The following is a 15,044-nucleotide window of genomic DNA, read 5'->3' as shown; positions in this document are numbered from 1 at the left end:
CACACACGAGGCTAACCCGCGCCGCCGCAGCCGCGAATGGGGAGCACTCCCCATCCGCGGTGCCTGCGCCCGCACCGTGCCGGCTCAGCCCTCGACGAGCGGCAGCTGCACGGTGACGAAGCGGCCGTTCTCGACGAAGATGCCCCGGCCGGCCGGGAACTCGTGCCTGGCGACCTTCGGGAAGGGCACCTTGAACAGCGAGTCGCCGTCGTACGTCTCGGGTCGGAGCGCGATGCCGCGACGGCCGGCCTTGAGCTCGCCGACGAGACCGTAGCCACTCGACAGCTGGGAGACGTCGCCGTCGCCGACGAGGAAGTGCTCGCTGCGGTTGACCGCCTGGAACAGCTCCTTCAGCGGGCGCTCGGCATCAGTGTCGCCGAACTCGGTGATGTTCTCGACGACGATCATGATGCGCTTCGTGATCGTCTCGTCGACGACGAGCTCCTTGAGCTCCTTCGCGAGCGCCCGCGCGTCCTCGATCGACGACGCCGTCCGGCGCCAGTCGCGGAACTCGCGGAGCACGGCGCGCCGGCCGCCGAAGTGGAAGAACTCGGTCTCGGGGTCGAAGCGGGCGATCGTCGTCGTGAGCGCGCGCAGCGCGTTCGACTTACCGCTCTGCGGGGGCCCCGCGACCACGAAGGTGCCGATCGGCTCGAAGCCCTTGGGCCCGAGCACGTCGTCGGCCACACCGACGACCGGCAGGTCGCCGACCCGGTCGGGCAGCTCGTCGATGCGCAGCTCGGTCGGCAGCGCACCGATCTCGGGTGCCTGCGCCGCGCCGCGGGCGCGCAGCTCGGCGGCGAACGCCTCCATGGCCTGCGTCTGCTCGGCGACGTTCGTCGTGCCGCCGAGCACGGCGATCTGCGTCTCGAAGCCGTCGACGATCGCGCGGCCCGGCGCGCTGCGCTCGTTGAGCACGTCCTTCGGGGCGCCGAGGATCGAGTACGAACCCTCGTCGGACAGTCGCAGCACGACCCTGCGGGTGACGTTCGCGCTCACCGCGGTCGGCACGGCACCGTAGCGGTCGGCCGTCGCGATGGCGTGGATGCCGAGCGGCCGTCCCTCGCCGAGCATGCGCATGAAGACGGCGTAGTACGGCGCACGGGCCGACGTGCTCTCCCACTCCTGCTTGAACGTGCCGAAGCCGTCGATGAGCACGAGCAGGCGCGGCTCGTCACGACCCGTGATCGACCGGTACTCCGTGAGGTTCGCGGCGTTCACGTCGGAGAAGCGCTTCGCACGGTCGTCGAGCATGCCGCGGAGGGTGCGCAGCAGTCGCTGCACGCGCTCGGCGTCGTCGCCGGACACGACCGAACCCACCTGGGGCAGCGACTCGATCGAACGCAGCGAGCCGGTGCCGAAGTCGAGGCCGTAGACGTGCACCCGACCCCGGTCGGGCCGGGCGCCCGCCGCGATCGCCATGCTGCGCAGCACGGTCGTCTTGCCGGCGCCGCTCGTGCCGTAGACGAGCAGGTGCCCGTCGGTGTCGGGCTCGAAGTACACGGCCTCCTGGAGCTGCCGTTCGGGGATGTCCGCGAGGCCGAGCGGGATGCGCGCATCGCCCTCGAGCGGGAGTGCCGCGAGGTCGACGGTCGTCGCGAGCTCGTCGAGCCACGGGCGCCGGGGCGCCGGGATGCGGCTCTCTCCGGCCGCCGAGACGAGCGTCGCGACGAGTCGCTTCTGGTCGTTCGGGCCGAGGTCCTCGTCGTGGGTGTCGGCGTCCTGGTCGTTGTCGGACTCCCAGAGCGTGATCGACCCGAACCGCAGCTCGGCGACCTTCACCTGCGCCTGCTCGGGCTCGTCGCTCGTCCAGCCGCCCGCGTAGCCCGACTGGAACGGCACGAGGCGGCCGGGGCCGGTCTTCGCGATGCCGCGGCCGGGAATCGACGGGTCGAAGGTTCCGGCCACGGGGTCGCCGACGACGTCGTTCGAGTCGGACTCGTCGGCCATGCGGAGGGCGACGCGCAGGTTGGTGTTCGCACGCAGGTTGTCCTTGATGACACCGGCGGGCCGCTGCGTCGCCATGATCAGGTGGATGCCGAGCGAGCGACCGCGCTGGGCGATGTCGACGACGCCGTCGACGAACTCGGGCACCTCGCCGGCGAGGGCGGCGAACTCGTCGATCACGAGCACGAGGGCCGGCGGCGTCTCGGGATCCTGGCGCTTCTCGAGCTCGAGCAGGTCCTTCGCCTTCTTGCGGTTGAAGAGGTGCTCTCGGTGGTGCAGCTCGGCGCGGAGCGAGGTGAGTGCCCGACGCACGAGGTGCGGGCTCAGGTCGGTCACGAGTCCGACGCAGTGCGGCAGCTCGACGCAGTCGGCGAAGGCCGAGCCGCCCTTGTAGTCGACGAACAGGAACGTGACCCGGTCGGGGCTGTACTCCGCCGCCATGCCGAGCACCCACGCCTGCAGGAACTCGCTCTTGCCGGAGCCCGTCGTTCCGCCGACGAGCGCGTGCGGCCCCTGGGTGCGCAGGTCGAGCGACATCGCGTCGGGACTGCCCTGGCCGATGTAGGCCTTCAGGGTGCCGGCGCGCTTGAGCCGCGGCCGGGTACCCCGGGTGCGGTCGAGCACCGAGTTGTTCTGCCGCCAGCGCTCGACGACGGCTTGCGACTGCACGGCGAGCTCGGTGCCGATGAGCTTGAGGAACGACACGCTGCGGGGCAGGTCGGACGAGTCGGCCGTGACCGAGCTCGAGTCGGCGACCGGAGCGAGCCGCTTCGCGAAGACCTCGGCGTACTGGTTCGACACGCCCTCGACGGCGATGTTCTCGTAGTACTCGCCGGCGCGCACGTAGCCGACCTTCGCCTTGTCGAGACCCTCGCTCGCGTCGATGTAGGTGCGGCACGCGGCGGGCAGCGACTCGACCGTCGGCGCGAGGAAGATCGTGTAGACGCCCACGTCGGCGCCCCGCTCGATGAGCTGGGTGAGCCGGGGCCGGTCGACGGGCGCGTCGTTCGAGGCGATGAGCACGAGGGCGAGGTCGGCGACGGCCGTGCGGTCGGCGCCGATCTCCTCGCCGACCTTCGCGCCCCGCTCCATCGAGGTGTCGGGCAGCCGCAGCGGCCCTCGGCGGCCGGGCTGGCCCGACAGCCGGGCGAGGATCGACTCCTCGAGTCCGTTGAGCAGGGCCGTGCCGGCCGACTGGCTGTCGGCGAGGGCCATCTCGGCGAACGGCGAGCGAGGGCTCGTCGTGTGCGGCAGCCACTTCATCCACTCGAGCTCCTTCGCCCACGCGGGGTCGACGATGGCCGTCGTGATGAGCTCGTTGGGCGCGTGCAGGCCGAACAACTGGACGCCGAGCCCGCGCAGCACGTCGGCGGCGAGGTGTCGGGGGCCCGCGATGCCGATCGCACCCGAGCTCGGCAGCAGCTCGACGAGCGGCACGTCGTCGATGAGCGCATGCCGGTCGCGCAGGATGTCGACCTGCTTCGCGTACCGCGCGATGCCGCGGGCGTCGCTCGACTCGGCGATGGTGTTGCGGCTGCGCGCCCGGCCGACGCCGAGCCGCAGCCCGAGGAAGTTCCAGTGCTCGGGCCGCCTCGTCCACAGGAGGGGGCCGAGTCGCATCGCCTGCTCGTAGACCCGAGCGACGGCGGGCGCCTCGTCGTGGCGGCGTTCGCGCTCGACCACGGTCTCGGTGCGCAGCTTCTCCTCGAGGTCCTCGATCTGCGTCTCGAACGTCTCGATCTCGAGCCGCAGCTTCTTGCCCTGCTGGGTGCGCTGGCCGATGAAGTTGCCGAGCATCATGAGCGGCGACATGACGACGATGATGAGCGAGGTCACCCGCTGGGTCATCGCGTACATCGCGAATCCGAGCAGCACGGGCGCCATGATCATGGGCCACGGGAACAGCCGCGGCTCGGCCTCCGACGGGATCACCGGGTGCCGGTGCTCGGTTCCGGGGTAGCGGATCTCGACGCGCGGCGAGCGGTTGAACATGAGGGCGCCGCCGCGCTCGAGCACCGAGGCGTCGGGCGCATCGGCTGCGCTCGTGCCGAGGTCGAACGAGACGTCGGTGCCGCCGATCGTGATGACCTGGCCGGGGATCACCCGGACGCGCTGCACGAGTCCGCCGTCGACGAGCAGTCCGTTGGCCGAGTTGAGGTCGACGAGCTCGATCGAGTGGTCGACCTCGATGCGGGCGTGCCGCTTCGACACGAGGGAGTCGGCGAGCACGAGGTCGGCGTCGGCGGCGCGGCCGATGACCGACGCGCCGCGCGGCAGGCCGAACTCGCGGCCGGCGTCGGGGCCGGTGTGCACGCGCATGATCGCGACCGCCTCCGCCGCGGCGCCGCTCGGGCGCGGTGCGTGCGCGACGACGGCGGCGTTGAAGCCCGACCCGATCGGAGCGTCGCCGATGAGCACCTGCGGGTCGAGCACCACGGGCTCGGAGGACGTCGGCGGCGCCACCGCGAGGGTCACGCCCGACGCGCCGCCGATGAGCGGGGTCGTCGGGTCGTTCGTCGCGATCGCCCGGGCGACGTCGCCGACCGTCGCGGTCGCGTCGGCCGTGATGACGAGGTCGACGGGCGCACCCTGCTGCCTGCGGAGTCCGAGTTTGAGCTTCATGCCTTACCTTCCGGGCTCGCTCGTGATGGTGAAGCTTCGGCCGCCGACCACCACGACGGCGCCGACCGGCAGCGGAGTGCGGACCCCGGCGGGGAGCGTGCGCGCCCCCTCGCCGGGGAGCCGCACCTCGGTGCCGTTCGTCGACCCGCGGTCGGCGATCCAGAAACCGGCCGCGTTCGTGCCGAACTCGGCGTGCACCTTCGAGATGCGCTTCGACGGGTCGGCGACCGGTACGAGCTGGGCGGGCGTGCCCGCTGCGGCCTCGGGGGCGCGGCCGAGCAGACCGAACTCGGATGCCGCGACCGCGGTGCCGTCGTCGAACCGGAGCACGATGCGGGCCGGTGCGGCGTGCACCGGCGCGGGCGGTGGCACGTGCGCAGCGGGAGAAGCGTGCGTCGCCGGCACCACGGGCGGACCTGCGACCGGGGCCGCGGGCGCGGCCGGCGGCAGGAGCCCGGGCGGCGGGCCGGAGGGCGATCGAGGTGCGGCCTGCGGAATCGATGAGGGTGCGGGCGCCATGGGGCCCGCCGGCACGATCGGTGCGGGGGACGCTCCTCCGACCGCTCCGACCGCTCCGACCTGCGAAGCGGGCGATACCGGCGCCTGGGCCCGTGCCCCGATGGGCGGCGGCGTCCACTCCCCCGGGCCGGGTGCGCCGGGCGACACCACGCCCGAGCTCGAGCGTTCGGCGGGGATGCGGAACTCCTCGCCGGGCGGCCGGTCGCTCGCGAGCGACGGCAGCCGCACGGCCTCGACGGCGGGCCCGGCCGCGACGACGCGCCGTGCGTGACGCATGGCCTTGGCATCGAACGGGTCGAGCCCGTGCCGGGCGTCGACCGCGTAGCATCCGCCCACCCGATCGAGCCACGAACGGCTGCGGCGCTCGGGATCCCACGAGGACGACGAGAACATGATCGCCGGCCCGATGAGGGGCAGCACGATCTCGCTGCCCCAGAGCACGAGCGCGCGCAGCGCGATGCGCCAGAATCCGGCGGGCCCGAAGTCGCGCACGCTCACCGAGCGGATGCCGGCGGCGGCCTTGCCGACGGTCACGCCGCGGCGGCCGTGCAGCGCGAGCTGCACGAGCCCGAAGACGAGGGTGAGCACCTGCCCGACCGCGATCGCGATGAGCGGCCCGGCGGCCGCGCCGACGGCCTTCGCCGGGTCGCCGCCGGCCGCGGCGACCTCGCCCGCGAGCAGGACCATGCCGATCACGGTCGGCGTGGCGAGCAGCACCCAGATGGCGGCGTCGAGCGTGAACGCGGCCGAGCGGCGGCCGAGCGGCGCCGGCACGAGCCCGAGCGCCGCGGCATAGGCCGGGTCGGGTCGGCCGTCGGGACGGAGCCCGGGCGTCGGCTCGTCGTCGATGTGCATCGTGACGCTCACGTGGCTCCTCGGGTCGGCAGGGTGGCAGGGCGGTCCGAGCTGCTACCCAACCCGATGGCGGGCGCGCTGTCGATGGGGAGGGGTCACCATCCCCGGTCTTCGAGCGTACCCGGCGGTGCGGGCCGCGCCCGCCCGTTCTGCACAGGCGGGCGCACCGAGGTCGTCGGCGGGGTCGTCAGCCGCGCGCCTGCGGTCCTGCGGCGAGCTCGCGGTCGTACGCCTCGAGGGCCTCGCGGTTGCGTTCGGTGACGACACGACCCCGCGCGGCGATCCAGCCGCCGAGCCAGATCGGGATCTCGCGGGCGACCACGGCCGCGACGATCGCGAACGGGTCGAGCCAGCGCTGCGAGATGAACGAGGTCGCCTGGTCGAAGGTGAGCGTCCACGCCTCCACCGTCAGCAGGGCGCCGGCGATGTAGGAGAAGTACACGAGCGCGCCCACGAGCACGCCGAACACGACGTACGCCCACCATCGACCGCGGTTCACGATCGCCGCGAGCACCGCGAACCCGACGAAGAACGCCACGATCGGCACGGAGTAGACCGGCTTCGTGAGGAACCGCTCGACGTACACCTCGTTGACGGCGTCGGCACTCGCCTGGGAGAGCAGCAGCAGGTAGGCGATGCCCGCGTAGAGCAGGGCGAACAGTGCGGTGCCGATGAGCGCGACGAGCACGCCGAACGCGCGATTGCCCTTCGGCCGCGGCGGGTTCGGCGCCTGCACGTAGACCGTCTGCGCGGGCGGCGCGTACGCCTCGGCCGGCTCGGGCGCGAGCGTCGCCGCTCCGACGGCGCCGGCCGTCGCAGCCGTCGACGGGGGCACGTAGGTCTCGCGCCGCACCGACCCCGCCGCGACCGGCGGCACGGCGGTATCGGCGTCGTCGACCCCGTCGGGCTCGGCGTCGGCGGCCGCCGCGGCTGCAGCCTGCAGCTCGGGCTCGGATGCCTCGTGGCCGGCGTTCGCCCGGAGCACGGCGGCGTCGAGCGCGCTCGTGTCGGCCGGGTCGGCCGGCGCGGGCTCCTCGAGGGCGGCGGCGGGCGCGGCATCCTCGGCGGGCTGTTCGGGGGCCGGAGCCTCCGCGGCGGGCGCCGCCTCGGCAGGCGCCGCCGCGGCGGGGCTGGGCGGGGCGACCTCGCTCGACTCCACCGAGGAGACGACCTCGTCGTCGCCCGGTGCGGGCGCGTCGGTGGCCACGTCGGCGGACTCGTCGATGGCCACGTCGGCGGTGTCATCGGGTGCCGTGGGCGTGGGAGGAACGTCGGTCGTCTCGGGCTCGGGCACGGCGTCGCCGTCGAGCGGCTCGGATCCGGGCGTCGTGCTGCTCATGATCGCGCTCCTTCCGGGCACCCTCGTACCCCGCGGTGGGGCCACTGTAGCAACGGCCACTCGCCCGGGCAGGTATGCCGCGCGGAACTCGGTGAGCCCCGCGGGTACGACGAAGGGCCCCGGATCGCTCCGGGGCCCTTCGTTTCAGCGCTTCACGTTCAGCTGTAGTTGCCGGGCGTGAAGTCGTCGCTCGAGAACGCGTCGAAGTCGACGAAGCTGAGGTCGCCCTCGCTGAAGGCCGCGTCGTCGGTGAAGATGCGGTTCGGGTAGCGCTCCGCCTTCGCCTCCTCGGTGGCCTCGACCGCGACGTTCCGGTACTTGCCGAGACCGGTACCGGCCGGGATCAGCTTTCCGATGATCACGTTCTCCTTGAGGCCGACCAGCGGGTCGCTCTTGCCCTCCATGGCGGCCTGCGTGAGCACGCGGGTCGTCTCCTGGAAGGACGCGGCCGACAGCCACGACTCGGTCGCCAGCGAGGCCTTGGTGATACCCATGACCTCCTGACGGGCCGAGGCCGTCTTCTTGCCCTCGGTCAGCGACGCGCGGTTGATCTCGTTGTACTTCATCCGGTCGACGAGCTCACCGGGCAGCAGGTCGGTGTCGCCGTGGTCGACGACGGTGACCTTGCGCAGCATCTGGCGCACGATGACCTCGATGTGCTTGTCGTGGATCGGCACACCCTGCGAGCGGTACACGTCCTGGACGCCGTTCACGAGGTGCTTCTGCACCTCGCGGACGCCCTTGACCCGGAGGACCTCCTTCGGGTCGACGGTGCCGACGATCAGCTGCTGGCCGAGCTCGACGTGCTGGCCGTCCTCGACGAGCAGCGTCGAACGCTTGAGCACGTTGTACGTGATCGGCTCGTCGCCGTTGTCGGGCGTGAGGATGACCTTGCGCTGCTTGTCGGTCTCGTCGATCGTGATGCGACCGGGGGCCTCGACGATGGGCGACGCACCCTTGGGGGTACGGGCCTCGAAGAGCTCCTGCACGCGGGGAAGACCCTGCGTGATGTCGTCGGCCGAGGCCGAACCACCGGTGTGGAAGGTACGCATCGTGAGCTGCGTGCCGGGCTCGCCGATCGACTGGGCCGCGATGATGCCGACGGCCTCGCCGATGTCGACGAGCTTGCCGGTCGCGAGCGAACGGCCGTAGCACTTCGCGCAGACGCCGACGCCCGACTCGCAGGTGAGGACCGAGCGGACCCGGATCGACTCGACACCGGCGGCGATGAGCTCGTTGATGAGCACGTCGCCGACGTCGCTGCCGGCCTCGGCCACGACCTCGCCCTTGGCGTTGACCGCGTCGGCCGCGAGCGACCGGGCGAACACCGAGTTCTCGACGTTGGGGTCGCGGACGAGCTCGCCCGAGGCATCCACCGTCGCGATCGGGAGCTCGAGGCCCTTGGTCGTGCCGCAGTCGTCCTCGCGGATGATGACATCCTGCGAGACGTCGACGAGACGACGCGTGAGGTAACCCGAGTCGGCCGTACGGAGGGCCGTGTCGGCCAGACCCTTGCGGGCACCGTGCGTCGCGATGAAGTACTCGGCGACCGAGAGGCCCTCGCGGTAGCTCGAGATGATCGGGCGAGGGATGATCTCACCCTTCGGGTTGTTCACGAGGCCTCGCATGCCGGCGATGTTGCGCACCTGCAGCCAGTTACCACGAGCACCCGACGTGACCATGCGGTTGATGGTGTTGTCGGTCGGGAAGTTCTCCTGCATGGCCTTGGCGACCTCGTCGGTGGCCTTGGTCCAGATCTGGATGAGCTCCTGACGACGCTCGAGGTCGGTCGTGAGACCCTTCTCGAACTGCGACTGCACCTTGGCGGCCTGCTTCTCGTACTTCGCGACGATCTCGCCCTTCGAGGGGGGCGTGATGATGTCGGAGAGCGCGACGGTGACGCCCGAACGGGTCGCCCAGCGGAAGCCGGCGTCCTTGATGCGGTCGAGGGTCGCGGCCACCTCGGTCTTCGGGTAGCGCTCGGCGAGGTCGTTGACGATCTCCGAGATCTGGCCCTTGCCGGCCTGGCGGTTGAAGAACGGGTAGTCCACCGGGAGCGCCTCGTTGAAGAGGGCGCGACCGAGGGTCGTCTCCATGAGGAACGGCTTGCCCGACTCGAAGCCCTCGGGCTCGTCGCCCTCGGCGAAGTGGAGGCCGTCGAGACGGATCTTCACCTTCGCACCGAGGTCGAGCTCGTGCGCACCCGGACGGTTCTGGTCGAACGCGAGGATCGCCTCGGCGATCGACGAGAACGCGCGGCCCTCGCCGGCGCCGCCGGGCTTCTCGGTCGTCAGGTGGTGCAGGCCGATGATCATGTCCTGCGAGGGCAGGGTCACCGGACGGCCGTCCGACGGCTTCAGGATGTTGTTCGAGGCGAGCATCAGGATGCGGGCCTCGGCCTGGGCCTCGACCGACAGCGGCAGGTGGACGGCCATCTGGTCGCCGTCGAAGTCCGCGTTGAACGCGGCGCAGACGAGCGGGTGGAGCTGGATGGCCTTGCCCTCGACGAGCTGCGGCTCGAACGCCTGGATGCCGAGACGGTGCAGGGTGGGCGCACGGTTCAGCAGCACGGGGCGCTCGCGGATGATCTCCTCGAGCACGTCCCACACGTGCGGGTTCGAGCGCTCGACCATGCGCTTGGCCGCCTTGATGTTCTGGGCGTGGCTCAGGTCGATGAGGCGCTTGATCACGAACGGCTTGAAGAGCTCGAGCGCCATCTGCTTGGGCAGACCGCACTGGTGCAGCTTCAGCTGCGGGCCGACGACGATGACCGAACGGCCCGAGTAGTCGACGCGCTTGCCGAGCAGGTTCTGGCGGAAGCGACCCTGCTTGCCCTTGAGCATGTCGCTCAGGGACTTGAGGGCGCGGTTGCCGGTACCCGTGACCGGACGGCCGCGGCGGCCGTTGTCGAACAGCGCGTCGACGGCCTCCTGCAGCATCCGCTTCTCGTTGTTGACGATGATCTCGGGGGCACCGAGGTCGAGGAGCCGGCGCAGACGGTTGTTGCGGTTGATCACACGACGGTAGAGGTCGTTGAGGTCGCTCGTCGCGAAGCGGCCGCCGTCGAGCTGCACCATCGGGCGCAGCTCGGGCGGGATCACCGGCACGACGTCGAGCACCATCGCGGCGGGCGAGGTGCCCGTCGCGAGGAACGAGTTGACGACGCGCAGGCGCTTGATCGCGCGGATCTTCTTCTGGCCCTTGCCCTCGGCGATCTGCAGGTGCAGGTCCTCCGCCTCGGCGGCCAGGTCGAAGGTCTCGAGACGCTTCTTGATGGCCTCGGCGCCCATGTAGGCGTCGAAGTACATGCCGAAGCGGTCCTGGAGCTCGTGGAAGACCGAGTCCTCGGGCTTGAGGTCGCCGACCTTGAGGGTGCGGAAGTCCTCCCACACGCGCTCGAGGTGCGCGATCTGCTCGTCGCCCGACTTGCGGACCTGGGTCATCTCCTTGTCGGCGGCGGCCTCGGCGCGCTTGCGCTGGTCGCTCTTGGCGCCCTCGGCCTCGAGAGCTGCGAGCTCCTCCTCCTTGCGGGCCATGAGCGTCGCGATGCGGGCATCGCGCTGGTCGCCGATGGTCTTGATCTCGAGCCGGAGCTCGTTCTCGAGGCCGGGCATGTCGGCGTGACGACCCTCGTCGTCGACGTCGATCACCATGTAGGCGGCGAAGTAGATGACCTTCTCGAGGTCCTTCGGCGCCATGTCGAGCAGGTACCCGAGGCGCGAGGGCACGCCCTTGAAGTACCAGATGTGCGTCACCGGGGCGGCGAGCTCGATGTGGCCCATCCGCTCGCGGCGGACGGAGCTCTTGGTGACCTCCACGCCGCATCGCTCGCAGACGATGCCCTTGAAGCGCACGCGCTTGTACTTGCCGCAGGCGCACTCCCAGTCGCGGGAGGGCCCGAAGATCTGCTCGCCGAAGAGCCCGTCCTTCTCGGGCTTCAGCGTGCGGTAGTTGATGGTCTCGGGCTTCTTGACCTCACCGTAGGACCACTTGCGGATGTCCTCTGCGGTGGCCAGGCCGATACGAAGCTCATCGAACGTCGTTGCGTCGAGCAATTTCTCTCCTAGATTCCTGAAGTCGTTTCGTACCTGGCGGTTCAGATCTCGTCGATGTTCGACGACTCGAAGCGCGCGGAGATGTTGATGCCGAGCTCCTCCGCAGCGCGGAAGGCCTCGTCATCGGTGTCGCGGAGCGAGACCGCGGTGCCGTCGGCCGAGAGCACCTCGACGTTCAGGCAGAGCGACTGCATCTCCTTCATGAGCACCTTGAACGACTCGGGGATGCCGGGCTCCTGGATGTTCTCGCCCTTGACGATCGCCTCGTAGACCTTGACGCGGCCGAGGATGTCGTCGGACTTGATCGTGAGGAGCTCCTGCAGCGCGTACGCGGCGCCGTAGGCCTGGAGCGCCCAGACCTCCATCTCACCGAATCGCTGGCCGCCGAACTGCGCCTTACCACCGAGCGGCTGCTGGGTGATCATCGAGTACGGGCCCGTCGAGCGCGCGTGGATCTTGTCGTCGACGAGGTGGTGCAGCTTCAGGATGTACATGTAACCGACCGAGACCGGGTACGGGAAGGGCTCGCCCGAACGGCCGTCGAAGAGCTGCGTCTTGCCGCTCGAGTCGATGAGCCGCTCGCCGTCGCGGTTGGGGAGCGTCGAGTCGAGCAGACCCGCGATCTCCTCCTCGAAGGCGCCGTCGAACACCGGGGTCGCGACCTTGGTGCCGGGAGCGGCCTCGTGCGCGGCCTCGGGCAGGCGCTTGGCCCACGCCGGCTTGCCCTCGACCTTCCAGCCCTGCTTCGCGACCCAGCCGAGGTGGGTCTCGAGGACCTGGCCGAAGTTCATTCGACCGGGGATGCCGAGCGGGTTGAGGATGACGTCGACCGGGGTGCCGTCGGCGAGGAACGGCATGTCCTCGACCGGCAGGATCTTCGAGATGACGCCCTTGTTGCCGTGGCGGCCGGCGAGCTTGTCGCCCTCGGTGATCTTGCGCTTCTGGGCGATGTACACGACCACGCGCTGGTTGACGCCCGAGCCGAGCTCGTCGTCGCCGTCCTGCGCGTCGAACACCTTGACGGCGATGATCGTGCCCTGCTCGCCGTGGGGCACCTTGAGCGAGGTGTCGCGGACCTCGCGGCTCTTCTCGTTGAAGATCGCGCGGAGCAGTCGCTCTTCGGCCGACAGCTCGGTCTCGCCCTTCGGCGTGACCTTGCCGACGAGGATGTCGCCGGGGCGGACCTCGGCGCCGATGCGGATGATGCCGCGCTCGTCGAGGTCGGCCAGCAGGTCGGGGCTCACGTTGGGGAGGTCACGGGTGATCTCCTCCTTGCCGAGCTTCGTGTCGCGCGCGTCGACCTCGTACTCCTCGATGTGGATCGACGAGAGCACGTCGTCCTTCACGAGGTTCTGGCTGAGGATGATCGCGTCCTCGAAGTTGTGGCCCTCCCACGGCATGAACGCGACGAGCAGGTTCTTGCCGAGCGCGAGCTCGCCGTTGTCGGTGGCGGGGCCGTCGGCGATGACCTCGCCGGCCTCCACGCGCTCACCGGCGTTGACGACGACGCGGTTGTTGTACGAGGTGCCCTGGTTCGAGCGGTCGAACTTGCGCAGGAAGTAGGTCTGCGTGCCGCCCTCGTCGAGCTGCACGGTGACCGAGTCGGCCGAGACCTCGGCGACCACACCGGCCTTGTCGGCGGTGATGACGTCGCCGGCGTCGATCGCGGCGTAGCCCTCCATACCCGTGCCGACGTACGGCGAGTCGCTGCGGAGCAGCGGCACCGCCTGACGCTGCATGTTCGCACCCATGAGGGCGCGGTTCGCGTCGTCGTGCTCGAGGAACGGGATGAGCGACGTGCCGACCGACACCATCTGGCGCGGCGAGACGTCCATGTAGCCGATCTCGTCGGCCGGGAACAGGTCGACCTCGCCGCCCTTCTTGCGGGCGAGCACGCGCTCCTCCACGAAGTGGCCGTCGGCCTTCAGCGGCGCGTTCGCCTGGGCGACGATGTAGTCGTCCTCCTCCATCGCCGTGAGGTAGTCGATCTTGTCGGTGACCTTGCCGGCCTCGACCTTGCGGTACGGGGTCTCGATGAAGCCGAACGAGTTGATGCGGGCGAACGACGCGAGCGAGCCGATGAGGCCGATGTTCGGGCCTTCAGGCGTCTCGATCGGGCACATGCGGCCGTAGTGCGACGGGTGGACGTCACGGACCTCGACGCCCGCGCGGTCGCGCGAGAGACCGCCGGGGCCGAGCGCCGAGAGGCGACGCTTGTGGGTCAGGCCCGCGAGCGGGTTGTTCTGGTCCATGAACTGCGACAGCTGCGAGGTGCCGAAGAACTCCTTGATCGCGGCGACGACGGGTCGCACGTTGATCAGGGTCTGCGGGGTGATCGCCTCGATGTCCTGCGTGGTCATGCGCTCGCGAACCACGCGCTCCATGCGGCTGAGGCCGGTGCGCACCTGGTTCTGGATGAGCTCGCCGACCGCGCGGATGCGACGGTTGCCGAAGTTGTCGATGTCGTCGACGTCGAGGCGCAGCTCGACCGCCTTGCCGGCGCGGCGGCCGGGCAGGGTGGTGCGCTCGTCGTGCAGGGCGACGAGGTACTTGATCGTGGCGACGATGTCCTGCACCGTCAGCACCGAGTCGGTGAGGGGAGCCTCGAGACCCAGCTTGTTGTTGATCTTGTACCGGCCGACCTTGGCGAGGTCGTAGCGCTTCGGGTTGAAGTAGAAGTTGTCGAGGAGCGCACGCGCGGCCTCGGCGGCGACCTGCTCGCCCGGACGCAGCTTGCGGTAGATGTCCTTGAGCGCCTCTTCCTTCGTGAGGATGTTGTCCTTCTCGAGGGTGAGGGCGATCGACTCGTAGCCGGCGAACTCCTCGAGGATCTCCTCGGAGGTGAGGCCGAGGGCCTTCAGGAAGACCGTGACCGACTGCTTGCGCTTGCGGTCGATGCGCACGCCGACCTGGTCGCGCTTGTCGATCTCGAACTCGAGCCAGGCACCACGGCTCGGGATGACGCGGGCCGAGTAGATGTCCTTGTCGCTGGTCTTCTCGGGGGTGCGCTCGAAGTAGACGCCGGGCGAACGGACGAGCTGCGAGACGACGACGCGCTCGGTGCCGTTGATGACGAACGTGCCCTTGGGGGTCATGAGCGGGAAGTCGCCCATGAAGACCGTCTGGGTCTTGATCTCACCCGTGAGGTGGTTCATGAACTCCGCGTTCACGTAGAGCGGTGCGGAGTAGGTCTTCGACTTCTCCTTGCACTCGTCGATCGTGTACTTCGGAGGCTCGAGCTCGGGGTTCGTGAACGAGAGCTGCATGGTCTCGCCGAGGTCCTCGATCGGGGAGATCTCTTCGAAGATCTCCTCGAGGCCCGTGGTCTCGGGCAGGTCCTGCCGACCGGCCGACTTGGCCTCGGCGACGCGTGCCTTCCACGCGTCGTTGCCGACGAGCCAGTCGAAGCTCTCGGTCTGGAGTGCGAGCAGGTCGGGTACCGTGAGGGTATCGGTGACCTTCGCGAACGAGAGGCGGCTGGCACCGCGTCCGTTCTTGGGAGTGGGCGTGGTTGCGTTGCGCGCAGCAGCCAAGTGAATTACCTCCATGGCCCCGTCGGGCCGGTTCACTGTCGGTAGCGGAGAGTTCAGTACCCCTCAGACACGAGCGAGTGACCGAGACCGGAAGGTCTCGACTCGCCCGGAAGCCGACCGCAATATGAAGGCATGGTGGGTCTGGGAGCGCAAAGGTCAACTATATGTGATCCG

General features: G+C 70.0%; 5 protein-coding genes. All 5 read right to left on the bottom strand.

Annotated features, from left to right (window positions below; translation table 11 throughout):
• Window positions 1-84: 84 nt before the first annotated feature.
• Window positions 85-4,569 (bottom strand): FtsK/SpoIIIE domain-containing protein, encoded by a 4,485-nt coding sequence (locus MUN74_RS13230; RefSeq protein WP_244852802.1) that lies wholly within the window; start codon window positions 4,567-4,569, stop codon window positions 85-87.
• Window positions 4,570-4,572: 3 nt separating this feature from the next.
• Entirely contained in the window at window positions 4,573-5,955 is a 1,383-nt protein-coding gene (locus MUN74_RS13225) for an RDD family protein (protein WP_244852801.1), read from the bottom strand.
• A gap of 175 nt (window positions 5,956-6,130) precedes the next feature.
• Window positions 6,131-7,282: a hypothetical protein gene (locus MUN74_RS13220; RefSeq protein ID WP_244852799.1), complete on the bottom strand. Its 1,152-nt coding sequence runs from the start codon at window positions 7,280-7,282 to the stop codon at window positions 6,131-6,133.
• A gap of 158 nt (window positions 7,283-7,440) precedes the next feature.
• Entirely contained in the window at window positions 7,441-11,337 is a 3,897-nt protein-coding gene (gene rpoC, locus MUN74_RS13215) for a DNA-directed RNA polymerase subunit beta' (protein WP_244852797.1), read from the bottom strand.
• Between the two features lie 41 nt (window positions 11,338-11,378).
• A complete protein-coding gene (gene rpoB, locus MUN74_RS13210; protein WP_244852795.1) occupies window positions 11,379-14,870 on the bottom strand; it encodes a DNA-directed RNA polymerase subunit beta in 3,492 nt (1,163 codons plus the stop codon).
• Window positions 14,871-15,044: the final 174 nt, after the last annotated feature.

The organism is Agromyces sp. H17E-10, from assembly GCF_022919715.1.
Classification (GTDB): Bacteria; Actinomycetota; Actinomycetes; order Actinomycetales; family Microbacteriaceae; genus Agromyces.
The sequence above is the reverse complement of the archived record's forward strand: the minus strand, read 5'-3'. Positions and strand labels throughout refer to the sequence as shown.

Excerpts from the sequence above, each read along its gene's own strand:
- MUN74_RS13230 (WP_244852802.1), bottom strand. The coding sequence starts at position 4,569 with ATGAAGCTCAAACTCGGACTCCGCAGGCAGCAGGGTGCGCCCGTCGAC.
- MUN74_RS13220 (WP_244852799.1), bottom strand. The coding sequence starts at position 7,282 with ATGAGCAGCACGACGCCCGGATCCGAGCCGCTCGACGGCGACGCCGTG.